This window comes from Stenotrophomonas sp. AR029, assembly GCF_047520695.2.
Taxonomy (GTDB): Bacteria; Pseudomonadota; Gammaproteobacteria; order Xanthomonadales; family Xanthomonadaceae; genus Stenotrophomonas; species Stenotrophomonas sepilia.
Genome location: NZ_JAXBQQ020000001.1, coordinates 1,232,362 through 1,255,959 on the forward strand (window position 1 = coordinate 1,232,362; position 23,598 = coordinate 1,255,959).

The following is a 23,598-nucleotide window of genomic DNA, read 5'->3' on the forward strand; positions in this document are numbered from 1 at the left end:
CGTGAAAGAGTGTCGATCGTCACGCCGTGATTTTTACCGCTTGTTTACAAAGGAGACGCTGCCGCCATGCAGGGGGGGTGCGGCAGCCCATGTCCCGACATTCCTTTGGAGAGAGAGCGAATGAATCACCTGCACCACCGCCCTTTGGCGGTTGCCGTCGCGCTGTGCGTGATGACCCTGGCACCGTTGGGTGCCGCTGCACAATCCACCACCAACCTGGATGCGGTGGAAGTCACCGGTACCCGCATCAAGCGCGCTGAGGTGGAGGGCCAGGTGCCGATCCAGACGCTGACGCGCGGCGATATCGAACGCACCGGCCTGACCTCGATCGGCGAAGTGCTGCAGCAGCTCACCGGTTCCGGTTCGGCGCTCAACGCCAAGTTCAACTCATCCGGCAACTTCGGTTTCCCGCCCGATGGCAGTGGCGTGGGTGCCGGTTCGGCGCAGGTCGATCTGCGCCACCTGGGTGCCAAGCGCGTGCTGGTGCTGGTTGACGGCATCCGCTGGGTCAACGAGTCGTCCGCATCGGGTGTCGGTGCGGCCACCGACCTCAACACCATTCCGCTGGCCATCGTCGAACGCATCGAGGTGCTGGAAGACGGCGCGTCGTCGCTGTACGGCTCCGATGCCATCGCCGGCGTGGTCAACATCATCACCCGCCGCGACTTCGATGGCGGGCAGGTGACCCTGAACTATGGTGAGTACAGCAAGGGCGACGGCACCCAGAAGGGCGTGGACCTGGCGTGGGGCAAGAGCGGCGACCGCTTCAGCCTGTTCCTGGGCGCCAGCTGGACCAAGCAGGACCCGGTATTCGCCAAGGATCGCGAGCAGTCGCGCTTCCCGATTCCGGGCACCGGCCTGGCCTTCGGCAGCGGCGGCATTCCACAGGGCCGCTTCGCCTTCGTCGACCCCAACACCGGTGCCGAGCAGGACATCGTGCCCAACAGCGGCGTGCCCAACCCGCGTTACGACGGCAGCGCCGGCTGCAACCGCAGCGATGACTACCACTGCTTCACCAGCGCCGACCGCTTCAACTTCGCCGAATACAACATGGTGCTCACGCCGTCCGAGCGCAAAGGCCTGTTCGGTCAGTTCCGCTTCGACATCACTGACAACGTGCAGTGGTACATCAAGGCACTGGGCAACCGCCGCGAGTCGACCAACCAGGCCGGCCCCGAGCCGCTGTTCTTTGGTCCCGATGGCGCCACCGGCAATCCGTTGGCCGACAACATCGTGGTCTCGCGCCTGAATCCGTACAACCCGTTCGGCTTCGACCTGGTGTCCTCGGGCAACATGAGCCTGATCGGCCGTCGCCCGGTGGAAGGCGGTGCGCGCGTGTTCAAGCAGGAGGTCAACACGACCTACGTGGCCACCGGCCTGGTCGGCAACTTCCAGGCGGCCGACCGTAGCTGGTATTGGGACGTCAACGGCATGTACAGCAAGAACAAGGCCGAACAGACCAACTACGGCAGCTACAACATCTACAACGTCAACATGGCGCTGGGTGACCCGGCGGTGTGCGCGGCAACCCCGGGCTGCGTGCCGTTGAACATCTTCGGTGGCGTCGGTTCGATCACCCCGGACATGCTGAAGTGGATCCAGCCGGTGGTGCACGACCGCAGCCAGAACGAGCTGAGCCTGTTCACCGCCAACCTGTCCAGCGAGCTGTTCTCGCTGCCGGCCGGCCCGGTGTCCTTCGCCACCGGTTTCGAGTACCGCAAGTACGAGGGCTGGTACCAGCCGGATCCGCTGACGGTGATCGGCCACTACAACGGCGTGCCGTCGCAGCCGACCTCCGGTTCCTACGACGTCAACGAGGCCTACCTGGAGTTGAGCGTGCCGATCTTCGCCGACTCCTCGTTCGGCAAGAAGCTGGACCTGAGCCTGGCCGGCCGCTATTCGGACTACTCCACTTTCGGTGGCGAGTTCACGCCCAAGTACGGCCTGCGCTGGCAGGTGACCGATGACTTCGTGCTGCGCACCACGTACGCCGAGGGTTTCCGCGCACCGTCCATTGGCGAACTGTACGGCTCGGCCGCACGTGCCGACCTGCAGCTGTTCGATCCGTGCTCGGTGGGCCTGGGCGGTACGCCGCCGCGTGGCAGTGCCGCCAATTGTGCCGCGCTGGGCGTGCCGGCCGGCTTCCAGCAGGCCAACTCGCAGATCTCGGTGACCACCGGCGGCAATCGTGATCTGGAACCGGAGCGCTCGCGCAGCTTCAGCACCGGCTTCGTGTGGAGCCCGTGGTTCGGCAACAACGCGTCGTGGTCGGAGCGCTTCGATGTGGAGGTGACCTTCTACCGCCACGCCATCGATGGTGCGATCCAGGCCATCAACGCGCAGACCCAGCTGGACCTGTGCGTGGACACGCTTGACCCGGTGTACTGCGATGGCATCACCCGCGCCAGCACGGGTGCGGTCAGCAGCTTCAACAACCGCCTGACCAATCTGGGCTCGATCAAGACCGACGGCTGGGACGTGGACCTGTTCTGGACGTTGCCGCAGACCTCCTTCGGCCAGTTCAAGCTGGCCTGGAAGAACACGTTCGTCGGTCGTTACGAAGCCACCGGCGCGGCCGGGCAGAAGCAGCCGCAGAAGCCGGGCGTGGAAGTGGCCGACAGCTCCATTCCGGAGTGGACCAGCAACGCCAGCATCGCCTGGACGATGGATCGCTGGAGTGCGAACTGGACGGTGCGGCACATCTCCGAACTGACCGAGAACTGCGGCGATGCCGTGGCATTCCCGGTGTGCAGCAACCAGGCAGCCGGCACCAACACGCTCTCGGCCACCACCTTCCACGACATGCAGGTGGGCTACAAGATCGACTGGATGAAGGGGCTGCAGCTGACCGCGGGCCTGAACAATGTGTTCGACAAGGATCCGCCGATCTGCCTGTCGTGCTCGTTGAACGGGTATGACGCTTCGACCTACGACATCCCGCGCGGTCGTTACTGGTACCTGCGCGCGGACCTGCGGTTCTGATGTGAGGGGGGGCAGCGCCGGTCAGTTCCGGCGCTGCCTTGCGGATGTAGCGCCGAGTCCGCGCTCGGCTGATTCTCTGAGCCGAGCATGGGCTCGGCTCTACAGGTGCGGGGCGGTCGTACCCCGCGTCTGATCAGAACGCCCAGGTGAACGTCAGCGAGCCATTGCGGCCATCGCCGTAGGCACCGTAGCCGGTGATCTGCGAGTAGTACTTCTTGTCCAGCAGATTGTTGAGGTTGGCCTGCACGCTCCATTCCGGCGACAGGCGGTAACGCACGAAGGCGCTGACCAGGGCGTAGCCGCTCTGTTCGATGCGGCCGTAAGCCGGCACCGCGTAGTAGATGCGGTTCTGCCAGTTGGCGCCGCCGCCGACGGTCAGTGCCTGCAGCGACTGCGGGGTGTAGCTGGTGAACAGTTTCAGCGCGGTCTGCGGCAGGTTGGTGTTGATGTCGGCGCCGTTGATGTCCTTGGCCACGTAGCGCGAAGCACCGAAGGTAGCGTTCCAGCCGGGCGTCAGTTCGCCGTTCACTTCGAACTCGAAGCCACGGCTGACGGTGCCGCGCGCGGCCACGTAGGCCGTTTCGCCGCCGGTGCCGCCGATGACCGGCTCGCCGGTGGACTGGCCGACGTTGTCCTGCTCGATGCGGAACACCGCCACCGAGGCATTCAGTCGGTTGTCGAACCAGGCACCCTTCACGCCCACTTCGTAGCTCTTGCCATCGACCGGATCGAGGTAGCTGCCGTTGCGGTCCTTCAGCGTCTGCGGCTGGAAGATTTCGGTGTAGCTGGCGTAGGTCGAGTACGTGCCGTTGATGTCGAACACCAGCCCGGCGTACGGCGTGGTGACCTTGTGCGTGCGGTCGGCGCCTTCGCCCTCGCTCTTCCAGTCGGTGTAGCGGGCGCCGATGATCAGCTTCAGCGGATCGGCCAGCGACAGGCGCGCGGCCGCGTAGCCGGCCTTCTGGGTGATGGTGCCCTCGCTGGCCAGTGCCAGCGGGTTCCAGTTCGGCTCGCTGATGTTGCCGGTCCAGTTCAGATAGCTTGCGAACGGATCCCAGGTCTGGCCGGCACCGCCGACCTGGTAGTCGCCGTAGTTGGCGTACTCGCGCTTGTTGTAGCTCAGGCCTGCCATGAACTGGTGCTCGCGGCCGAACAGCTGGAACGGACCATCAACGTAGCCATCGACGCCGGTGACCTTGCGCTCGGTGTTGTAGAAGCCCGCGGACGGCGAGATGCCCGCGCCGGTGGTCTTGTCGAAGTTCGATGCGCCCGTGGTCCAGTCGTTGTAGGCCGGGTAGAACAGCTTGTCGTCAGCCTTGGTCTCATCGTGCGTGGCACCGACCTTGAACTTCCAGCCATTGCTGAAGGCGTGCTGCAGGGTGGCGAAGGCGCGTTTGCTGGTGGTGTCCCAGTAGGTCCACTTCGGGCTCGCGTTGAACGATTCGTCGTAGCCCGTGCGCGAGCCATCGGAGTACAGCATCGGGAAGCCACCCCAGGTCGCGCCATTGGCGCGCTTCTGCTGGTAGTCGTAGCCCACGCTCAGCTGGGTGTCCGGGGTCAGGTCGGCGTCGATGACGGCGTAGCCCAGCGTCTTGCGCTGGTTATAGCGGTCCATCTGGCCGTCGGTGTCCAGATAGCTGCCGATCACGCGGCCGCGCACGGTGCCGCTGGCGTTGAGTGCGCTGCCCACGTCCACCGTGGTGCGGGTGCGGCCCCAGCTGCCCACGTTCACCGACACGCTGCCGGCCAGCTCGGCGCTGTCGGCGTGCTTGCGGATCAGGTTGACCGATGCGGACGGATTGCCGGCGCCGCTGAGCAGGCCGGTGGCGCCGCGCACCACTTCCACGCGGTCGTACAGCGCCAGGTCCAGGCCGGAATCACCATAGCTCCAGTTTTGCACCATCTGCGTGGGCAGGCCATCGAACTGGTAGGCATCGATGTAGAACCCGCGCGCGTAGAGCTCGGTGCGCTCGCTGTCGGACTGGGTGCTGGTCACGCCGGTGGTGTTGGCCAGCACGTCGATGATGTCGTCCAGGTTCTGATCTTCGATGCGCTGGTGGCTGATGATGCTGATCGACTGAGGGATCTCGCGCGGCGCCAGGTCGAAGCGGGTGCCGGCCGAGGTGCGGCGCACCGAATAGCCTTCGGCGCGTTCGCCCTTGACCACCACCTTGTCGAGGGTGGTCGGATCGGCGGCGGTGTCGGCGAAGGCGGCCGGGGCCACGGCGCAGAGAACGGCGAGCACGGCAACGAACAGCCGTTGCGGCTGCGGGGTACGGAAGGCGGAACGGGTCATGGGGGTCCTGGACGAGCACGCGCGCTCGGCCGGCATCCAGAAGGCGAGGCGCTACGGGTAGGGGGAGGGCGGGCAGGCCGTCCTGGCGCCACCGGAAACGAAAGAAATCGTAATACGAACTATTCCTATTTACAAATAATGAACGAATCGATCCGATGATCCGGGTGTGGGCTGGGTCAGCGCAGCAGCGGGAGTGGATCGCGCGCGCCGTCGGTGCCGTAGATGCCCCAGTGCAGGTGCGGCGGCGTGCCCTTGGCATTGCCGCTGTCGCCGACGTGGCCAAGCAGGTCGCCGGCCTGGACCACCTGGCCGCGCGCCAGGCCCTCGGCCCAGTCGTCCAGATGGGCGTAGTAGTAGCGCTCACGCCCGGGCCCGATCACCCACACCTGGCGGCCACCGAGGCCGCGGTCGCTGACATCCACGACGACGCCGGCGGTGGCACTGCGCACCGGGGTACCGCGCCTGGCGAAGATGTCGATGCCGGCGTGGGAGCGGTCACGGCCGCGTGGGGCGCCGAAGGTATCGGCGATCTGGCGGGGCCGCACACCTTCCACCGGCACCGGAAGCTCGGTGGCCGGAGGCATCCGCGAGAGTGTCCACAGCAGTTTCGGTGCAGCGGCCCATGGGCTGTTCCACAGTGCCATGGCGGCAACGATCGCGATGACCAGCCACAGGCCGCGCAGCAGCCAGCGGCGCAGGCGACGGGCGGGGGAGGGCGATGTGTTCATGGTCTCCGACTGTAGCGCCCAGCCATGCTCGGCGGCTGTTGCTTTGCGGTCAAAGCGCAGTCGAGCATGGCTCAGCGCTACAGAACCGGGTCCAGTGGCACTTCGAAACTGCGCTTCAACGTTCCCAGTGCAACCGAGGTGCGGAAGCGCTCGATGTTGTCATCGCCACCGAACAGCCGCTCGGTGATCGCCTCGTACTCTTCCATCGACGCGGCCGACACCAGCAGCAGGAAATCGCCGTCGCCGGTGATCGAGTAGCACTGCTGCACCGCCGGGTCGTCCTGCACGCGGCGCTTGAACGGCGCCACGCGTTCGCGCTGCTCGCTGACCACGCGCACCTCGACGATGATGGTCAGCGGTCGCCCGACCTTGGCTGCGGCGACTACCGCCACGTTGGCCGCGATCACACCGCTGTCCTGCAGGCGTTTGATGCGGCGCTGCACGGCTGGGGTGGACAGGTGCACGTCCTCGGCGATCTCGCGCTGCGGCAGGGTGTTGTCCCGCTGCAGCAGGCCGAGGATGGCGCGGTCGAAGCTGTCGAGCACGGGGGCGGTAGCCATGGTGAGCAGAAGTTGCACGAACGGGCTGTCAATTGAGCCAAGTGCTCGGCGCGGGCGCAATAGACTTTGCCCATGCAGACCTCACGACTCGCGCCGATGTTGCCGGCGCTGGCGGTGCTTGGCTCGGTCACCTCGCTGGCCATCGGCACCTCCTACGCAAAACACCTGTTCCCGCTGATCGGCGCCCAGGGCACCAGCGCGCTGCGCGTGGGCTTCTCGGCGCTGTTGCTGCTGCTGTTCTGGCGGCCGTGGCGCTGGAAGACCGGCCGCGCGGATGCGATCACCCTCCTGCGCTACGGGCTCACCCTGGGCCTGATGAACCTGCTGTTCTACATGGCCCTGCGCACGATTCCCTTCGGCATCGCGGTGGCCATCGAGTTCACCGGGCCGCTGACGGTGGCGATGCTGTCATCACGGCGCCCGATCGATTTCCTCTGGGTGGGCTGCGCGGCGGTGGGGCTGTTGCTGCTGCTGCCGCTGGGCGGCGGCCGGGCGCTGGATCCGACCGGCGTGCTGTATGCGATGGGCGCAGCGGCGTGTTGGGGGCTTTACATCGTATTCGGCAAGCGTGCCGGACACCTGCACGCCGGGCATTCGGTGTCGCTGGGGCTGCTGGCGGCTTCGCTGGTGGTGGTGCCGGTGGGCGTGGTGCATGCCGGTGCCGCGCTGCTCGACCCGAAGATCCTGGCAGCCGGGCTGCTGGTGGCGCTGGTGTCCAGCGCGATCCCGATGTCACTGGAGATGATGGCGCTCAAGCGCCTGCCAAAGGAGACCTTCGGCATCCTGATCAGCATGGAGCCGGCGGTGGCCGCGCTGTGGGCGATGCTGCTGCTGCACGAACACCTGCACGGGCTGCAGTGGCTGGCGATCGGCTGCACGGTGCTGGCTTCGGTGGGCAGCACGATGACCGCGCGGCGATTGAAGGTGCCGGTGGTCCAGGCCGGGTAGCGGCAGAGAGCGTGCGGACCAACGGTCCGCACCCACCAGAGCGGCGTGCGGACCAGCGGTCCGCACCTACCAGGGGGGCGGTTCAGCGCAGGGCGTCGGCCGGGACGTCGATCTGCATCGCCAGGGCGAGGTGATCGGAGAACGCGGCCGGCACGGCTTCCACGGTGCGGGTCTGCAGGCCACTGCTGACCAGGATGTGGTCGATGGCGCGGTCGGGGCGCCAGCTGGGGAAGGTCGGCACGATGCAGCCGGGCGGTTGCAGTCGGGTCTTCTGGTACAGCACCTGCATTTCCGGGCGTTCGGCCAGACAGTTGAAGTCGCCCATCAGCACCGCGTTGGGGTGGTCGGACAGCAGCTCGGCGATGAAGCCCAGCTGCGACATCCGCGATCCCGCGCCCAATGACAGATGGGCCACCGCCACCGCCAGGCCGTCGGCACCATCGCCGAACTTGGCCAGCAGCACGCCGCGCCCGCCGATGCGGCCGGGCAGGGCGTGGTCCTGCACTTCCACCGGTTCCAGCTTGCTCAGCAGGCCATTGGCGCTGGAGGCGACCCCGCCCATGCGCCGGTTCGGCTGGTGGCTCCAGTAGTTGAAGCCGGCGCGCTGGGCCAGGTAATGGGTCTGGTTGGTGAAGCCCGAGCGCAGGCTGCCCGGGTCGGCCTCCTGCAGGCCGACGATGTCATGTTCGCGCGCCAGGGTGGCGATCGCGTCCAGGCTGCTGCGCTTGCGACCCGCCGGCAGCGCATGTGACCAGCTGCGGGTCACATAGTCGCTGTAACGGCGGGTACTTGAGCCGGCCTGGATGTTGGCCGTCAGCAAGCGCAGGGTCCGTGTACGGGGGGAATTCACGGTCGGGAAATGCTTCTCTTGGATCAGTGAGCCTGGGCCGCACCGCGTTCGCGGGCGATCAGGTGGTCGGCGATGCGCAGCATGTCCGGGAAGCTCTTGCCCTTAACCAGGTACTTGCCGTTGACGATGATCGACGGGGTGCCGCTGATCTGGCTGCGCTGGGCGAACTGCTTGGCCGAGTTGGTCTTGGCGTTCACCGCGAAGCTGCCCATGGTGGCCGCGAACTGCTTCGGATCGACGCCGTAGGCGGCGTAGAACTTGGCGATGTCTTCCACCGAGTCACGGCCGCGCTCGCCCTTCAGGGTCTTCTGCGAGTGGATGGCGGCGTACAGCGCTTCGTGGGTCTTCTCCTGCACGCCCAGGGTCTGCGCGGCGTAGAAGGCACGGGCGTAGTCATCCCAGGTGCCGCCGAACATGGCCGGCACGTAGACGAAGTTCACGTCGCTGGGCAGGCCGGCCTTCCACGGGCCGACCAGCGGCTGGAACGCGGCGCAGGCCGGGCAGACGTAGCCGAAGATCTCGGTCACTTCGATCTTGCCGGCGGCCGGCTGGAACGGCTGGCCGTTCGGGATCACCTGGTAGTCGGCACCTTCCACCGGAGCCGGGCCGGTCAGTGCGGCGGTGGTCGGGGCCGGCGCGGCGGCCGGAGTTGCTTCGGCCGGAGTCTTCTCGCCTTCAGCGGCAGCCGGCGCGGCGCCTTCGCTGCCCGCCGCCGGTGCGGCAGCCGGTTCGGTGGTCGTGGCCGGGGTTGCTGCCGGTTCGGCGGGGGCCGCGGTGGTGTTGGTGCTGCCGTCGTCGGCCTTGCAGGCGGCCAGGATCGGCAGCAGCGCTGCGAGGGCGAGGGCGTAACGGATCTTCATGGAAACGTCTCCAGCATCTGGAAAGGTGGGGCCGGCGGCAGGCGCCGGCCAAGGGGAAATGATGACACGCGGCGGCGACAACGCCGTGTCGGTGGTGGGTGTTGGTTCAGCGGCCGCGGGCGGCGCGCGCCTGCGCGATCAGCGCCGAGGCAATGCGCAGCTGGTCGTCGAAGCTGTTGCCGCGCACCAGGTACTGGCCATTGATGATGATGGCCGGGGTGCCCGGAATCTTGGTGCGCTGGGCGAACGCGCGCGCGGCCTCGACCTTCTTCTGCACGGCATCGCCGCGCAGGGCCTGGATGTAGCGGTCCGGGGTCACGCCGTAGGCCTTGTAGAAGGTGGCGAGCTCATCGGCGGAGACGTTCTGCATCGGCAGCGAACCCTGCTCGTGCAGGGCCTTGAACACGGCGGCATGGCTGCGCTTGGCCACGCCGACTTCGTCGGCGGCGTAGTAGGCCAGTGCCCAGGCATCCCAGGCACCGCCGAAGGCCGCCGGGACCGGGGTGAAGCGCACGTCGGCCGGCAGCTTGGCCGCCCAGGCTTCCAGCTGCGGTTCGAAATGGGCGCAGTGCGGGCAGGTGTAGCCGAAGACTTCGACCACCTCGATCTTGCCGGCCAGCGGCTGGAACGGGCCCGGCTGGGCGATGCGCTCGTAGTCTTTGCCCTCGACCAGCGGGGCATTGGCGGGGGTGGCGGCGCAGGCTGCCAGCGGCAGCAGCACCAGCACGGACAACAGCAGGCGGGAAATCAACCTCATCGACACGCATCTCCGTTGAAAAAAGCAACGCCGGCGCAGCCGCCGGCGTGAAGGAAACATACCGCAGCCGTAGGCCGGCGTCGCGGCCCGGGCCGACCAGTGGTGGTCAGGGGGCGGCAGCCGGTTGTGTTGGCGTGGCCGTGGTGGCCACATCGTCGGCCTTGTTGTGCAGGCCCTGCAGGTAGCTCGACAGCGCCTGCACCTCCTGCTCGCTGAGCTTCTGCGCGACCGTGGCCATGATCTGGAAGTGCGCCTTGTCGGTCTCGTTGGTCTGGCCGGCCTGGTACTCCTGCAGGCGGCGCGCGACATAGCTGGCGTGCTGGCCACCGAGATGCGGATAGGCCGGGCCGGGATTGCCGGCACCGCTGGGGCCATGGCAGGCCATGCAGGCCGGCAGGCCACGCTTGGCATCGCCGCCGCGGTACAGCTGCTGGCCGATCTCGTAGAACTTCATGCCCTTGTAGGGGCCGTCGGCGACCGCCGTGTCATCGGCGATGCCGGCGTTGGCCTTCTGCGTGGCGAAGTAGGCGCCGATATCACGCATGTCCTGCGGGGTGAGGTTCTGCACGAACGGCACCATCGCCACCGCCGCGCCGGAACTGCGCTGGCCGTTGGCGATCAGGGCCATCTGCTGGGCCACGTAGCGTTCGCTCTGGCCGGCAATGGACGGGTACATCTCCACCGTGGAATTGCCGTCGGCACCGTGGCAGGCCGCGCAGGCCGTCGCCTTGGTCTGCCCGGCCTTCGCATCGCCCCAGTGGGTCTTGCTGAAATCCACCTCCAGCGAGGCGGTATTGATCGGCCCATTGTCGGGCAGCGGGGTCAACGTGGTCTGCGCGAACGCAGCAGCGGCAACGACTACAGCAGTGGCAAGGGCGGATACGGCAAGAACGCGAGCGTGGCGCATGCTGAAGCTCCGTATGGACCGGGCCGGGCGGTGGCGGCCGGCATCGCCCGGATTATCAACGCCGTTTCCGCGCACGGTCAACGCAGCAGTGCAGCAAAATGCCCGCAAAGGCCGCCGGCACGGGCGCGCGGCGCCGCAACATGCGATCCTAGGCACATGTCATTGCTCATCGAACGCGCCCGTTACCACCTTTCGGCCCATAACGTGCGGCAGCTGCCGCCCGACGAAGGGGCCGAAGTGGCCTTCGCCGGCCGCTCCAACGCCGGCAAGTCCAGTGCGCTCAACGCGCTGACCCGCCAGAACGCCCTGGCGCGTGTCTCCAAGACCCCCGGCCGTACCCAGCAGCTGGTGTTCTTCCAGGTCACCCCGGAGGCGCATCTGGTCGACCTGCCCGGTTACGGCTACGCCAAGGTGCCGCTGGACCTGCAGGCGCACTGGCAGGCCTTCATCGACAAGTACTTCCGCACCCGCGAGGCCCTGAAGGGGCTGGTGGTGGTGATGGACATCCGTCATCCGCTGAAGGACTACGACCGGCAGATGCTGTCCTATGCCGTGCAGCGTGGCCTGCCGGCGCATGCCCTGCTGACCAAGGCCGACAAGCTCAGCCGCAGCCAGCAGATGCAGTCCTTGCAGAAGGTGCGCAAGGAGCTGCAATCGGCCTACGGTGACAGCGTCAGCGTGCAGGTGTTCTCGGGCGAAGACCGTACCGGCGTGGACGAAGCCCGCGCCGTGATCGGCGGCTGGCTGGGGCTGGAATAAGGTATTGCCGGTCGCCCGGCTGGCAGCCGGGCGCTACCCGATCGGGTGGGTGCCGACCTTGGTCGGCACACCCTCACAACGGCGAATACTCCGCCGGGACCCACGCATAGGCCTGGCCTTCACTGCGGACGTGGCCCAGGCCCGGGAACGGCAGGTGCGCACCGGCCACCCACCAGCCGTTGGCGGTGGCCTGCTGCAGCAGCCCGCGACGGCTGGCGATGGCCGCCTTGCGGTCCGAATCGGCCTCGAACGCGGCCTCCGGGTGCGCGAACTGCACCGCATGGAAGTGCAGCACGTCGCCCCACACCAGCAGTGACTGGCCTTGGCTGTCGAACCGGTAGGAGACGTGGCCGGGGGTATGGCCATGGGTGTCCATCGCCACCGCGCCGCCGGGCAGGGCATCGCCGGGGTTGAACGTGCGCAGGTGGCCACTGGCCTGGTACGGTGCCACCGCGTTGCGCGCCAGCGGGAAGGCGAAGCGCACACCCTTCGGCGCGGAAGCCTCGCTGGCCGGGTTGAGCCAGTAGTCGGCATCGGCCCTGGACAGCCACACCGTGGCATTCGGGTAGGCCGGCTTGCCCTGTGCATCGAGCACCCCGCACAGGTGGTCCGGATGGGCGTGGGTCAGCAGCACCTCGTCCACCTCGGCCGGGTCCACGCCGGAGGCGCGCAGGTTGCCCAGCACCTGGCCCAGGCCGGGGCCGAAGCACTGCGCGGTGCCGGTATCGACCAGGGTCAGGTGGTTGCCCTGGCGCACCAGGAACGCGTTGATTGCGGTCTGCAGGCCCTTCTTGTCTTCCGGTACGTAGCGGCCTTCCAACAGGCGGCTGACCAGTGTCGGCGGCACGTCGACCACTTCCTGCCGGCCCAGCGCGACCACGCCGTCGAACAGGGCGGTGACCTGCAGCGCGCCGACGCGCTGGTGGTAGACGCCGGGCACCTGCTGGGTGGGAGCGGGCGAGGTGGCTTCGGCCAACGCGGCCAGCGGCAGGGAGGACAGGGCCAGCAGCAGGGCGGTGCGTAGGGGCAGATGGCGCAGGGTCATGAGGGTTCTCGGTGGATGATGGGCGGTTCCGTTGGCCTAGCGTGCCGTGACTGGCGTGCGCACGGCGCTCAAACCACTGCGTGGAATGCTCAGGGAAGGGGGTGTTGTCTGCAGGGCTGCGCCCTGCACCCGCTACGAGCCAGAGCAACGGCCGAAGCAAGAGCAACAGCAACAGCGATCTATCCGTGGGATGGCGGGGTGGGTCCGGTTGCGGGAGACGCCGTAAACCCATCCATGGGGGCTTGGCCGCGGCATCCATGCCGCGGACACTCCCGCAACCGGACCCACCCCGCCTTCGACAGTTTTCCGCGAACTGTTGGAGATGCTCTTGGGGTCAGATCCGTTTTCCGCAGGAAAACGGATCTGACCCCAGATCGATTTCGATATCTGACAGAAAAATCGTGTCGACCAAGGTCGACGCCTACCAACAGCCGCGAAGATCTGTCAGAGGTGGGGCGGTGTGGGTGGGCAGGACCGTTGGCGCCATGGATGGCGCCATCGAGCCCCCATGGATGGGTTTACGGCGTGTCCTGCCCACCCACACCGCCCCGCCCTCCCACGGATAGCCGCTGTTGCTGTTGCTTTGGCTGTTGCTTCGGCTCTTGCACTTGCTTTGGCGGGTGCAGGGCGCAGCCCTGCCGAACCCCTCAAATGTCTGTGGGAGCCAGCCCGTACTGCTCGGCAAAGCGCTTGCTGAAACTGGCCGCAGAGCGGTAGCCCGCGCGTGCGGCCACGGTCTTCAGCGGCAGGTCGGTGGTGTAGAGCAGCTGCATGCCATGCGCCAGCCGGGCCTCGGTGAGCAGCTGGCGCAGGCTGGTGTCCTCGGCGGCGAGCCGACGGCGCAGGGTCGCGCCGCTCAGCGCGAACAGCGCTTCCACATCGCGCGATTGCCAGTCGCGAGCGGGTTCGGCGGCGATGCGGTCGCGGATCTGTTCGCCCAGGCTCGGCGCCTGCGGCAGCAGCAGGTTGCCGTGGCCCTGCCGGCACAGGGTCAGTACCAACGAGGCCAGGGCCAGCCGCGCTTCGCTGTAACGGCCGTCCTGCAGAGATTGCCGCCACTGGCGCAGCACCGCGCCATGATCGATCAACGGCAGCCGCGCCATCGCATGACCGGCGGCGGGAAGCTCCCCGCTCCACAGCGTGCGTGCGGCCGCCAGCACTTCGGCACACAGCGGCACGATGGCGCTGAGGTAGCGGCCACTGCGTGGGTCGGGGGTGTTGACCACATCGATGCGGCAGCGCTGGGTCAGCAGCAGGATGTCGCCGGGCATGAACTCCAGCGACTGGTGCGCGGTACGCACTTGCTTGCGTCCTTCCAGCAGGATCGCGAACTGTGGTTGTGGAATCTCCACCGAGCTGGCGCCATGTTCGCGCCGAGCGGTGATGCACGCATAACCTTCGGCGCGTGCGCAGCCGGCCAGGCTGGCCATCTCGGCCAGCAGTGCGGTGGCCGGTGGCAGCATGGCGGTCATGACACGTGGGCACCGAACAGGCGACCGACGCCGGCCGCCGCGGCCATCGCCAATGCGCCCCAGAACATCACCCGGATCGCGCCGCGAACCGGCGGTGCGCCGCCGGCCCTGGCCGCCACTGCGCCGGTCAGGCACAGGCCGAGCAGGGTACTGGCCGTGGTCATCAGTGCGACCCTGTCGACCGGCGCGAGCAGGGCGGTCAGCACCGGCAGCGCCGCGCCACAGGTGAACGCACCGGCCGAGGCCAGCGCTGCCTGCAGCGGGCGGGCGCGCAGGGTATCGGTGATGCCCAGTTCGTCGCGGGCGTGGGCACCCAGCGCATCATGGGCGGTGAGCTGTTCGGCCACCTGCCGTGCCAGCGCAGGCTCCAGGCCGCGGTGGCGGTAGATCGCGGCCAGCTCCTCCAGCTCGCTGTGCGGATTTTCGCGCAGCTCGCGCTTTTCCATTGCCAGGTCTGCGTCCTCGGTGTCGGCCTGGGTCTGTACCGAGACGTACTCGCCGGCGGCCATCGACATCGCGCCGGCCACGGTGCCGGCCACGCCGGTGGCGAGGATGGTGGTAGCGGAGGCGCCGCCGGCGGCCACGCCGACCACCAGGCCGGCCACCGAGACGATGCCATCATTGGCGCCCAGCACGGCGGCACGCAGCCAGCCGACGCGCTCGGAGCGGTGCAGTTCGGGATGTCGTGAATGGCGGCTCATGTCGTTGAGTGTACGAGGGTCAAGAGGGCGTCGGTAGGATGCTGAAACCCGTCACCGTCGCATGACGCAACGAGGTGCCACGCTATAGTGCGCCCTTGCGATGGAAGGCCGCGAGCCCCACATCCCCCGCCACCGTCCAGCGAGCCCTCCCCTTGTCGAGCCCCAGCCACGTCGCCGATACCCCCATTACCGACCGCTCGCAGCTGGTGGAGGTGATCGCCTCCGGCGAGAAGCCTCGCGCGCAGTGGCGCATCGGCACCGAGCACGAGAAGTTCGGGTTCCGCCTGGACGACCTGCGCCCGCCGACCTTCGAGGGGGAGCGCGGCATTGAAGCACTGCTCAACGGCCTGGTCCGCTTCGGCTGGGAGCCGGTACAGGAGAATGGCCGCACCATCGCCCTGCTGCGCGATGGGGCCTCGGTGACGCTGGAACCGGCCGGCCAGCTGGAGCTGTCCGGTGCGGCGCTGGAGACCATCCACCAGACCTGCGTGGAGACCGGCACCCACCTCAACGAAGTGGCGCAGGTGGCCGGCGAACTGCAGCTGGGCTTCCTCGGCATGGGCTTCCAGCCGAAGTGGAAGCGCGATGAAATGCCGTGGATGCCGAAGGGCCGCTACAAGATCATGCGCGCGTACATGCCCAAGGTCGGTTCGCTGGGCCTGGACATGATGACCCGTACCTGCACGGTGCAGGTGAACCTGGACTACGCCACCGAAGCGGACATGGTGAAGAAGTTCCGCGTGTCCCTGGCGCTGCAGCCGATCGCCACCGCGCTGTTCGCCGATTCGCCGTTCACCGAAGGCAAGCCGAACGGCTACCTGAGCTATCGCTCGCACATCTGGACCGACACCGACGCCGACCGCACCGGCATGCTCGACTTCGTGTTCGAGGATGGATTCGGCTACGAGCGCTATGTCGATTACCTGCTCGACGTGCCGATGTACTTCTCCTATCGCGACGGCACCTACCACGACGCCAGCGGGCAGAGTTTCCGCGACTTCATGCAGGGCAAGCTGCCGGTGCTGCCGGGCGCGTTGCCGACCCTGCGCGACTGGTCGGACCACATGACCACCGCGTTTCCGGAAGTGCGCCTGAAGAAGTATCTGGAAATGCGCGGCGCCGATGGTGGCCCGTGGAGCCGCCTGTGTGCGCTGCCGGCGTTCTGGGTGGGCCTGCTGTACGACGACACTGCGCTGGACGCTGCCTGGGACCTGGTGCGTGACTTCACCCTGGCCGAGCGCCATGCGCTGCGTGACGGCGTGCCGAAGCATGCAATGAACCTGCCGTTCCGCAACGGCACGGTGCGCGACCTGGCCCGGGAAGCGGTCAGGATTTCCGTGGAAGGCCTCAAGCGCCGTGCGGCGCGCAATGCCGACGGCCAGGACGAGAGCAAGTTCCTGGACGTGCTGCAGGAGATCGTCGAATCCGGCCTGACCCCGGCCGAGCGCAAGCTGGCGCTGTTCCATGGCCGCTGGCATGGTGACGTCGATCCGGTGTTCCGCGAGTTCGCGTACTGAGTGGATTGCGGTAGTGCCGGCCGCTGGCCGGCAGCCTGGCAGGGTCGCCGGCCAGCGGCCGGCACTACCAGAAGAAAAACCCCGGCATTGCCGGGGTTTTTCATTTCCAGATCCGTCCTGGTTCAGGCCGCGTTCTTCAACGTCGCCATGTCGATCACGAAGCGGTAGCGCACATCGTTCTTCGCCATGCGCTCCCAGGCTTCGTTGACGTTCCTGATGTCGATCATCTCGACGTCGCTGACGATGCCGTGCTCGGCGCAGAAGTCCATCATTTCCTGGGTTTCGGCCATGCCACCGATCGCCGAGCCGGTCAGGTGCTTGCGGCCGAAGATCACGCTGCCGCCGGTCAGCGGCGGGTCCAGTTCGGTCAGCACGCCCACCAGGCACATGGTGGCTTCGCGCTTGAGCAGGCCCATGTACGGATTGGTGTCATGGCTGACCGGGATGGTATTGAGCAGGAAGTCGAAGCTGCCGGCGTGCGCCTTCATCTGCGCCGCATCGCGCGAGACCAGCACCTCATCGGCGCCCAGGCGCTTGGCATCGGCGCCCTTTTCCGGGGTGGTGGTGATCATCACCACGTGCGCGCCGAGTGCCTTGGCGAACTTCACGCCCATGTGGCCGAGGCCGCCGAGGCCGATCACGCCGACCTTCTGGCCCGGGCCGACCTTCCAATGGCGCAGCGGCGACCACGTGGTAATCCCGGCGCACAGCAGCGGTGCGGCCGCCTTCAGGTCGAGGGTATCGGAGACCTTCACCACGAAGCGCTGCTCTACCACCACGTGGTCGGAATAGCCGCCGTAGGTCGGTGCGCCGCTTTCGCGTTCACGGCCGTTGTAGGTCCAGGTCGCGCCCTCGGCACAGTACTGCTCCAGGTCGTGCTGGCAGGCGTCGCAGTGGCGGCAGGAGTCGACCATGCAACCCACGCCGGCGTGGTCGCCGACCTTGAAGCGGGTAACGTTGCTGCCGACCTCGGTGACGCGGCCGATGATCTCGTGGCCCGGCACCATCGGGTAGATCGAGCCACCCCAGTCATCGCGGGCCTGGTGCAGGTCGGAGTGGCAGATGCCGCTGTAGAGGATCTCGATGCGCACATCGTCGGGACCGACCGCACGGCGTTCGAACTCATAGGGGACCAGCGGAGCGGTATGGGAATGGGCGGCGTAACCACGGGCGAGGGACATGGGGAATCCTTGGCAGGGTTTATCGAAAGGCGCTTTACAATACGCCGCGTTCCCAATGGCAAGAAGCGTGGATATCGGCATGATTCATCAAGTGAAACTGCACAATCATGGCCACTGACAACCTTTCCCACCTGGCCGCGTTCGCGGCGGTTGCCCGCCACCGCAGCTTCCGCCGCGCCGGCGCCGAGCTGGCGCTGTCGACCTCGGCGGTGAGCTATGCGATCCGCGCGCTGGAAGAACGACTGGGCGTGGGCCTGTTCCACCGCACCACGCGCAGCGTGGCCCTGACCGAGGCCGGGCAGCGCCTGCTGGAGCGCCTTCAGCCGGCGCTGGGGCAGGTGCATGACGCGCTGGAAGAAATGAACCACTTCCGTGCCGCCCCGGCCGGCCTGCTGCGCATCAACGCCACCCGGGCGGCGGTGGCGACCCAGCTGCGGCCTCGGCTTGCGCGCTTCCTGCACGCTCACCCCGATGTACGCGTCGAGCTGACCGAAAATGATGGGCTGGTCGATATCGTCGCCGAGGGCTACGACGCGGGCGTGCGCCTGCACGAATTCGTGCCCGAGGACATGGTGGCGGTGCCGATGGGGCCGCCTCTGCGTGGGCTGATCGTTGGCTCGCCGGATTACCTGCGGCGACATCCGGCGCCGCAGCATCCGCGCGACCTGGCCGCGCATGAATGCATCCGCTTCCGCTTTGCCAGCGGGCATCTGTACAAATGGCAGTTCGAGCGTAGCGGGCAAGCGCTGGAGATCGACGTGCCGGGCCGGCTGACGTTGAGCGAGCAGGGCACCGTGGTCGGTGCAGTGCTTGATGGCATCGGCCTGGCCTACGTGCTGGAAGACACCGCGCGGCCGTATATCGAATCGAGGCAGATGGTGGCGGTACTGGAAGACTGGAGCGAGCCGTTCGCCGGGTTCGCGCTGTACTACCCGAAGCAGCGGCAGATGCCCGGAGCGCTGCGCGCGTTCGTCGACATGCTGCGGGAGTGACGTGCGGTGGTGCGTATCCACGCATGGCGTGGATCTACTGCCGAACGACAGCCTCCACGCGTTGCTTGAAGCGGATCAGTAGATCCGCGCCATGCGTGGATTGGCGCCCGCGACGCAGCCAGCAATTCATTCGACCAGCGCGTCGTAGCCTTCGCCACTGAACTGGATCAGGCAGAAGCCGTGCCCGAACGGATCGGCCAGCACGGCGATACGGCCCCAGCGGCGCTCGCGCACCGGTTGCTCGAGCATCGCTCCGGCCGCGACCGCACGCATCAACGCGGCATCGATGTCTTCCACCACCCAGTCCAGGTGCAGCGGGGTCCAGTGGCGCTCGTAGTCACGCACATCGCCGTCTTCGGTGGCGGCGCTGCCAGCCTCGTTCTGCAGCAGGTAGAGCGGTGTTGGCCCACCGAGCAGTTCCACCGCGCCGGTACCGAGCCGACGACCGATGCGCAACCCGAACGCGGCCAGGTAGAACGCTTCGGCCGCGGCCAGGTCGGGCACGTCGATGTTGACGATGAAGTTGCGGGCAGTGGCGTTCACGGCAGTGATTTCCAGCATCCGGTGGTTGCAGTCTAGTCTCGCCACCTGCTGCTGCCGGTTCATCTCCTGCGCGGATTCGGGCAAGCTGGGCGGCCTCCATCGACAAGGACATCCATGAGCGTGCTATCCGACATCGAACAGGCCACCGGCCAGGCCTTCCCGCCCCTGTTCAAGCAGTTGCATGCAGCGGGTCGGTTGAGCTGGGGCACTCCCCATCCGGATTGGTCCGAGGTGGTGTTCCCGACGCTGCAGGCGGATCCACCGGTGTTGCTATACGCCCAGGATTACGAGCCGTTGGAACACGATGAGCTGCTGGAGGCGTGGCAGGAGCTGACCGCCGAGGACCACTACAATCCCCTGCGTCCCGACCTGCAGCTCCTGCCGTTTGCGCGGACCGGCGGCGGCGACAGCTACTGCTTCTGGAGCAACGCGCCCGATTCTGCCGAGCCGCCCGTCGTGCTCGTGTGGCATGACGATGATCGTGCCGATGTGCTGGCCGCCAACTACCAGGATTTCCTGTTCCGCAAGATGGTCGAAGCCGTTGCCGACTACCAAGCGCCGTATACGCTGCTGTCGCACGGCGAGCTGGCCGGCAATCTGCAGCGCTGGCTGCAGAGCCACCAGTCGTTCCTGCGCGGCGACCAGTTCGCGGCGTTGCAGCGGTTGTTCGCCCGCGTTGACGATATTGAAGAAGGAAACATCAGCGAAGACGACGCACAGGCCATCGTCGTTGAAGTGATCGGCTTCGAGCGGTTGGACGAGTCGTTCGCTTACGTGCGCGAGGAAGTTTGAGCCAAGGGTCGGAGCCCCACCTGTGGTGGGGATCCGATCCCGTGCGGGATCAGCCTGCGGCCGGGTAATCGAGGTAGCCTGCTTCGCCGCCACCGTAATAGGTGCTGCGGTCGGGCGTGGCCAACGCGATGTTGCGCTGCAGGCGTTCGACCAGATCCGGGTTGGCGATGAACGGCTGGCCGAACGCGGCCAGGTCGATGGTGCCCGCTTCGACCAGCTGCAGGGCGCGTTCGCGGGTCATGCCACCTGCCAGGATGACGGTGCCGCCGTAGGCCTGCCTGAACTGCCGCAGGAACACCTCGCCCAGTACCGACTGGCCCGCCTGCAGGTTGTCGTTGAGATGCACATAGGCCAGGCCGCGCTTGCCCAGTTCCTCGGCCAGGTACAGGTAGGTGGCCTCGTTGTCGGGGTAGAACGGCATGTCGAAGGTGAGGTTGTTCGGCGCCAGGCGCACGCCGATGCGCTGCGCACCGATGCGCTGGGCCATCGCATCGACGGTCTCCAGGATCAAGCGCGCACGATTGGGCAGCGAGCCGCCATGGCGGTCCTCGCGCTGGTTGATGAGTGGGTTGAGGAACTGTTCGAACAGGTAGCCGTTGGCGGCATGCAGTTCGATGCCATCGAAACCGGCGGCGATGGCGTTGTCGGCGCCGCGCGCGAAGTCGTCGACGATGCCGGGGATCTCTTCGGTGGCCAGCGCACGTGCCGGGGTGGGATCGGCGTGGCCGCGGCTGCCGTCGTCCAGATAGACGAACGAGGTGTTCTTCGGTGCACTGGCGACCGGCCGGGTACCGGCGCTTACCGGTTGGCCACCGTCGGGCTGCAGCGAGGAATGCGACATGCGGCCGACGTGCCAGAGCTGGGCGAAGATCGTGCCCTGTGCGGCATGCACCGCCTCGGTGACGAGCTTCCACCCGGCGACCTGCTCGGCCGACCAGATACCCGGCACGTCGATGTAACCCTGGCCCTGCGGCGAGACCGGGGTGCCTTCACTGATGATCAGGCCGGCGCTGGCGCGCTGCCGGTAGTACTGCGCGGTGAGTTCATTGGCCACCGCGCCGGGGTTGCGGGCACGGGTCATCGGGGCCATCACGATGCGGTTGCGCAGGGCGGTGCCTGCCAGATCGAAGGGGCGGAACAGGGCGGCGGTCATGTCGGTCATCTCGGTACGGGGGGAGGCGCCAGCGGCGCGATGCACACAGGATGGAGTTGACATGCAGGCGCATAAAGCGCTTCGATCTCCCTAGATGCGGGACGATTTGTCCCCAATGGAGCGCGATAGATGCTGCCGCTGGAATCATTGAATGGCCTGGTCACGTTCGTTACCACGGCCCGCTCAGGCAGCTTCACCGAGGCTGCCGACGCGCTGGGCATCTCGCGCTCGGCGGTGGGCAAGGCCATCGCCCGGCTGGAAGCGCGGCTGGGCGTGCGCCTGTTCCACCGCACCACGCGGCGCATCGCGCTGACCACCGACGGCGAAGCGTACTACGCATCGTGTGCGGCGGCGCTGGAAGAAATCTCCGCCGCCGAGGCCTGCCTGGGGTCGGCCGGCCTGCCCAGCGGACGGCTGCGCATCGACATGCCATCCTCGTTCGGGCGCCTGGTGGTGCTGCCGGTGCTGCTGCGCCTGTGCCGGCAATACCCGGACCTGCAACTGACGATGACCTTCACCGATCACTTCGTCGATCCGGTCGAAGAGGGCATCGACCTGCTGATCCGCTTCGGCGGATTGCACCAGGCCGAACATCTGGTCGCGCGCCGGCTGGGTCGCCAACGACTGGTCACCTGCGCATCGCCGGAGTACCTGCGGGCGCATGGCGTGCCGAGCAGCGTGGAGGAACTGTCGCAGCACCGCAGCATCGTTGGTTTCCGCCACGGCCAGCCGGTGGCGTGGCGGATCGGCAGGGATGATGCCGAGGGAACGTTCATCCCGAATGCGACCTACCAGCTCAACGATGGTGACGCGGTGATCGATGCGGCCATCGCTGGGCTGGGCATCTGCCAGATGCCCGTTTCACTGGTCCGCCGTCATCTGGAATCCGGCGCGCTGCAATCGGTGCTGGATGCGCACATGCAGCGGCATATCGACATCCATGCGCTGTGGCCACCGACCCGCCACCTGCGGCCGAAGGTGCGCTACGTGGTGGATGAGCTGGCGCGGTTGGCGGGTGAGGGATTGTTCGATTGAGCTGGCCACGATTGAGTTCCTGCTGGCTGCTTGTATACTATCCCCCAGTATAGTTCCTGGGTGGTTCGCCATGCCGCACTCCCCCGAAGAGAAGAAGAAGGTCCTGGCCCGCGTGCGCCGCATCCGCGGCCAGTGCGATGCGCTTGACCGCGCGCTGGAAGCCGGCGCCGACTGCGGGCCGGTGCTGCAGCAGATCGCCGCCATCCGTGGCGCGGTCAACGGCCTGATGTCCGAGGTGATGGAGGCCCATCTGCGCGAGGAATTCGGCCAGCCCGCTGCCTCCGACGAGCAACGCGCCGAACGCGTGCGCGACATGAGCGCGTTGATCCGCTCGTACCTGAAATAAACGACGGCGCAACATGGCGCCGCCCATCCTGTCATTGCCTGTCCCTGGAGAAGCCATCATGAAGTCCCGTGCCGCCGTCGCCTTTGGTCCCGGCCAGCCGCTGCAGATCGTCGAGATCGACGTCGCCCCGCCGAAGAAGGGCGAAGTGCTGGTGAAAATCACCCATACCGGTGTCTGCCACACCGATGCGTTCACCCTGTCCGGCGATGACCCGGAAGGCCTGTTCCCGGTGGTGCTGGGCCATGAAGGCGCCGGCATCGTGGTGGAAGTGGGCGAGGGCGTGACCAGCGTCAAGCCGGGCGACCACGTGATTCCGCTGTATACCGCCGAGTGCGGCGAGTGCCTGTTCTGCAAGAGCGGCAAGACCAACCTGTGCGTATCGGTGCGTGCCACCCAGGGCAAGGGGGTGATGCCCGACGGCACCAGCCGCTTCAGCTACAACGGCGAGCCGCTGTATCACTACATGGGCTGCTCGACCTTCAGCGAATACACCGTTGTGGCCGAAGTCTCGCTGGCGAAGATCAATCCGGACGCCAACCCGGAACACGTCTGCCTGCTCGGCTGCGGTGTCACCACCGGCATCGGCGCGGTGCACAACACCGCCAAGGTGCAGGAAGGCGACAGCGTGGCGGTGTTCGGCCTGGGTGGCATCGGCCTGGCGGTGATCCAGGGTGCGCGCCAGGCCAAGGCCGGCCGCATCATCGCGGTGGACACCAACCCGTCCAAGTTTGAGCTGGCGCGCGAGTTCGGTGCCACCGACTGCATCAACCCGAAGGATTTCGACAAGCCGATCCAGCAGGTCATCGTTGAAATGACCACCTGGGGTGTGGACCACAGCTTCGAGTGCATCGGCAACGTCAACGTGATGCGTGCGGCGCTGGAATGCGCGCACCGTGGCTGGGGCCAGAGCGTGGTGATCGGCGTGGCCGGTGCCGGGCAGGAGATCTCCACCCGCCCGTTCCAGCTGGTGACCGGCCGCAAGTGGATGGGCACTGCCTTCGGTGGCGTGAAGGGCCGCAGCCAGCTGCCGGGCATGGTCGAGGACGCGATGAAGGGCGACATCGAACTGGCCCCGTTCGTCACCCACACCATGGGCCTGGACAAGATCAACGATGCCTTCGACCTGATGCATGAAGGCAAGTCGATCCGTTCGGTGGTCCATTACTGAGCCGCA

At 67.1% G+C, this 23,598-nt stretch carries 22 protein-coding genes; 9 read left to right on the plus strand and 13 right to left on the minus strand.

Annotated elements, in window-relative coordinates; translation table 11 throughout:
* Window positions 1–171 precede the first annotated feature (171 nt).
* Entirely contained in the window at window positions 172–2,982 is a 2,811-nt protein-coding gene (locus ACM0PB_RS05795) for a TonB-dependent receptor (protein WP_414603824.1), read from the plus strand.
* 133 nt (window positions 2,983–3,115) lie between these two features.
* Here the strand turns inward: ACM0PB_RS05795 and fhuE are convergent, their stop codons facing one another.
* The 3 genes from fhuE to ACM0PB_RS05810 form a co-directional block, all read right to left on the minus strand.
* Window positions 3,116–5,278, minus strand: a complete 2,163-nt coding sequence (fhuE, locus tag ACM0PB_RS05800) for a ferric-rhodotorulic acid/ferric-coprogen receptor FhuE (RefSeq protein ID WP_414604679.1) — start codon at window positions 5,276–5,278, stop codon at window positions 3,116–3,118.
* Window positions 5,279–5,454: 176 nt separating this feature from the next.
* Window positions 5,455–6,006, minus strand: a complete 552-nt coding sequence (locus tag ACM0PB_RS05805) for a M23 family metallopeptidase (protein WP_065185389.1) — start codon at window positions 6,004–6,006, stop codon at window positions 5,455–5,457.
* A 77-nt stretch (window positions 6,007–6,083) separates the two neighbouring features.
* Window positions 6,084–6,566 carry an Lrp/AsnC family transcriptional regulator gene (locus ACM0PB_RS05810; RefSeq protein ID WP_065185388.1) on the minus strand — a complete coding sequence of 161 codons (483 nt, stop codon included), beginning with the start codon at window positions 6,564–6,566 and terminating at the stop codon, window positions 6,084–6,086.
* A gap of 72 nt (window positions 6,567–6,638) precedes the next feature.
* Here ACM0PB_RS05810 and ACM0PB_RS05815 point away from each other — a divergent pair, with 72 nt between their 5' ends.
* Complete coding sequence (locus ACM0PB_RS05815; RefSeq protein ID WP_065185387.1) at window positions 6,639–7,514, plus strand: EamA family transporter; 876 nt, start codon at window positions 6,639–6,641, stop codon at window positions 7,512–7,514.
* Window positions 7,515–7,596: 82 nt separating this feature from the next.
* On the opposite strand, the gene ACM0PB_RS05820 is transcribed toward ACM0PB_RS05815, so the two are convergent.
* The 4 genes from ACM0PB_RS05820 to ACM0PB_RS05835 all read right to left on the minus strand — a co-directional run bounded on the left by ACM0PB_RS05820 (window position 7,597) and on the right by ACM0PB_RS05835 (window position 10,888).
* A complete protein-coding gene (locus tag ACM0PB_RS05820; protein ID WP_005419292.1) occupies window positions 7,597–8,334 on the minus strand; it encodes an endonuclease/exonuclease/phosphatase family protein in 738 nt (245 codons plus the stop codon).
* 53 nt (window positions 8,335–8,387) lie between these two features.
* Window positions 8,388–9,224 (minus strand): thiol:disulfide interchange protein DsbA/DsbL, encoded by an 837-nt coding sequence (locus tag ACM0PB_RS05825; RefSeq protein ID WP_053500287.1) that lies wholly within the window; start codon window positions 9,222–9,224, stop codon window positions 8,388–8,390.
* Window positions 9,225–9,330: 106 nt separating this feature from the next.
* Window positions 9,331–9,981: a thiol:disulfide interchange protein DsbA/DsbL gene (locus ACM0PB_RS05830; protein ID WP_005419285.1), complete on the minus strand. Its 651-nt coding sequence runs from the start codon at window positions 9,979–9,981 to the stop codon at window positions 9,331–9,333.
* A gap of 106 nt (window positions 9,982–10,087) precedes the next feature.
* Window positions 10,088–10,888, minus strand: coding sequence for a c-type cytochrome (locus tag ACM0PB_RS05835; protein WP_065185386.1), 801 nt, complete (start codon window positions 10,886–10,888; stop codon window positions 10,088–10,090).
* A 156-nt stretch (window positions 10,889–11,044) separates the two neighbouring features.
* Between ACM0PB_RS05835 and yihA the strand changes: the two genes are divergently transcribed.
* Window positions 11,045–11,647 (plus strand): ribosome biogenesis GTP-binding protein YihA/YsxC, encoded by a 603-nt coding sequence (gene yihA, locus ACM0PB_RS05840; protein WP_049414655.1) that lies wholly within the window; start codon window positions 11,045–11,047, stop codon window positions 11,645–11,647.
* A 73-nt stretch (window positions 11,648–11,720) separates the two neighbouring features.
* On the opposite strand, the gene ACM0PB_RS05845 is transcribed toward yihA, so the two are convergent.
* The 3 genes from ACM0PB_RS05845 to ACM0PB_RS05855 all read right to left on the minus strand — a co-directional run bounded on the left by ACM0PB_RS05845 (window position 11,721) and on the right by ACM0PB_RS05855 (window position 14,865).
* Window positions 11,721–12,692: an MBL fold metallo-hydrolase gene (locus tag ACM0PB_RS05845; protein ID WP_164093298.1), complete on the minus strand. Its 972-nt coding sequence runs from the start codon at window positions 12,690–12,692 to the stop codon at window positions 11,721–11,723.
* A 647-nt stretch (window positions 12,693–13,339) separates the two neighbouring features.
* Window positions 13,340–14,164 carry a helix-turn-helix transcriptional regulator gene (locus tag ACM0PB_RS05850; protein ID WP_065185384.1) on the minus strand — a complete coding sequence of 275 codons (825 nt, stop codon included), beginning with the start codon at window positions 14,162–14,164 and terminating at the stop codon, window positions 13,340–13,342.
* Window positions 14,161–14,865 carry a VIT1/CCC1 transporter family protein gene (locus ACM0PB_RS05855; protein WP_005419279.1) on the minus strand — a complete coding sequence of 235 codons (705 nt, stop codon included), beginning with the start codon at window positions 14,863–14,865 and terminating at the stop codon, window positions 14,161–14,163. The genes ACM0PB_RS05850 and ACM0PB_RS05855 overlap by 4 nt, the downstream gene beginning before the upstream one ends.
* A gap of 152 nt (window positions 14,866–15,017) precedes the next feature.
* Between ACM0PB_RS05855 and ACM0PB_RS05860 the strand changes: the two genes are divergently transcribed.
* Window positions 15,018–16,382: a glutamate--cysteine ligase gene (locus ACM0PB_RS05860; RefSeq protein WP_139727650.1), complete on the plus strand. Its 1,365-nt coding sequence runs from the start codon at window positions 15,018–15,020 to the stop codon at window positions 16,380–16,382.
* 122 nt (window positions 16,383–16,504) lie between these two features.
* On the opposite strand, the gene ACM0PB_RS05865 is transcribed toward ACM0PB_RS05860, so the two are convergent.
* Window positions 16,505–17,563 (minus strand): NAD(P)-dependent alcohol dehydrogenase, encoded by a 1,059-nt coding sequence (locus tag ACM0PB_RS05865; RefSeq protein WP_061479602.1) that lies wholly within the window; start codon window positions 17,561–17,563, stop codon window positions 16,505–16,507.
* Between the two features lie 107 nt (window positions 17,564–17,670).
* On the opposite strand from ACM0PB_RS05865, the gene ACM0PB_RS05870 reads away from it, so the two are divergent.
* Entirely contained in the window at window positions 17,671–18,555 is an 885-nt protein-coding gene (locus tag ACM0PB_RS05870) for a LysR family transcriptional regulator (protein ID WP_065185382.1), read from the plus strand.
* Window positions 18,556–18,681: 126 nt separating this feature from the next.
* Here the strand turns inward: ACM0PB_RS05870 and ACM0PB_RS05875 are convergent, their stop codons facing one another.
* On the minus strand, window positions 18,682–19,116 hold the full coding sequence (locus ACM0PB_RS05875) for a VOC family protein (protein ID WP_065185381.1): 435 nt from the start codon (window positions 19,114–19,116) through the stop codon (window positions 18,682–18,684).
* Between the two features lie 96 nt (window positions 19,117–19,212).
* Between ACM0PB_RS05875 and ACM0PB_RS05880 the strand changes: the two genes are divergently transcribed.
* Window positions 19,213–19,890 carry an SMI1/KNR4 family protein gene (locus ACM0PB_RS05880; RefSeq protein WP_065196465.1) on the plus strand — a complete coding sequence of 226 codons (678 nt, stop codon included), beginning with the start codon at window positions 19,213–19,215 and terminating at the stop codon, window positions 19,888–19,890.
* Between the two features lie 49 nt (window positions 19,891–19,939).
* On the opposite strand, the gene ACM0PB_RS05885 is transcribed toward ACM0PB_RS05880, so the two are convergent.
* The gene (locus ACM0PB_RS05885) at window positions 19,940–21,043 is read right to left on the minus strand and encodes an alkene reductase (protein WP_414604007.1); all 1,104 of its coding nucleotides are present in this window, start codon (window positions 21,041–21,043) and stop codon (window positions 19,940–19,942) included.
* Window positions 21,044–21,172: 129 nt separating this feature from the next.
* On the opposite strand from ACM0PB_RS05885, the gene ACM0PB_RS05890 reads away from it, so the two are divergent.
* From ACM0PB_RS05890 to ACM0PB_RS05900, 3 genes are all read left to right on the plus strand, one after another.
* The gene (locus tag ACM0PB_RS05890; RefSeq protein ID WP_065185379.1) at window positions 21,173–22,078 is read left to right on the plus strand and encodes a LysR family transcriptional regulator; all 906 of its coding nucleotides are present in this window, start codon (window positions 21,173–21,175) and stop codon (window positions 22,076–22,078) included.
* 70 nt (window positions 22,079–22,148) lie between these two features.
* Window positions 22,149–22,424, plus strand: a complete 276-nt coding sequence (gene frmR / locus ACM0PB_RS05895; RefSeq protein ID WP_005411009.1) for a formaldehyde-responsive transcriptional repressor FrmR — start codon at window positions 22,149–22,151, stop codon at window positions 22,422–22,424.
* A gap of 58 nt (window positions 22,425–22,482) precedes the next feature.
* Complete coding sequence (locus tag ACM0PB_RS05900) at window positions 22,483–23,592, plus strand: S-(hydroxymethyl)glutathione dehydrogenase/class III alcohol dehydrogenase (protein ID WP_053500575.1); 1,110 nt, start codon at window positions 22,483–22,485, stop codon at window positions 23,590–23,592.
* Window positions 23,593–23,598 lie beyond the last annotated feature (6 nt).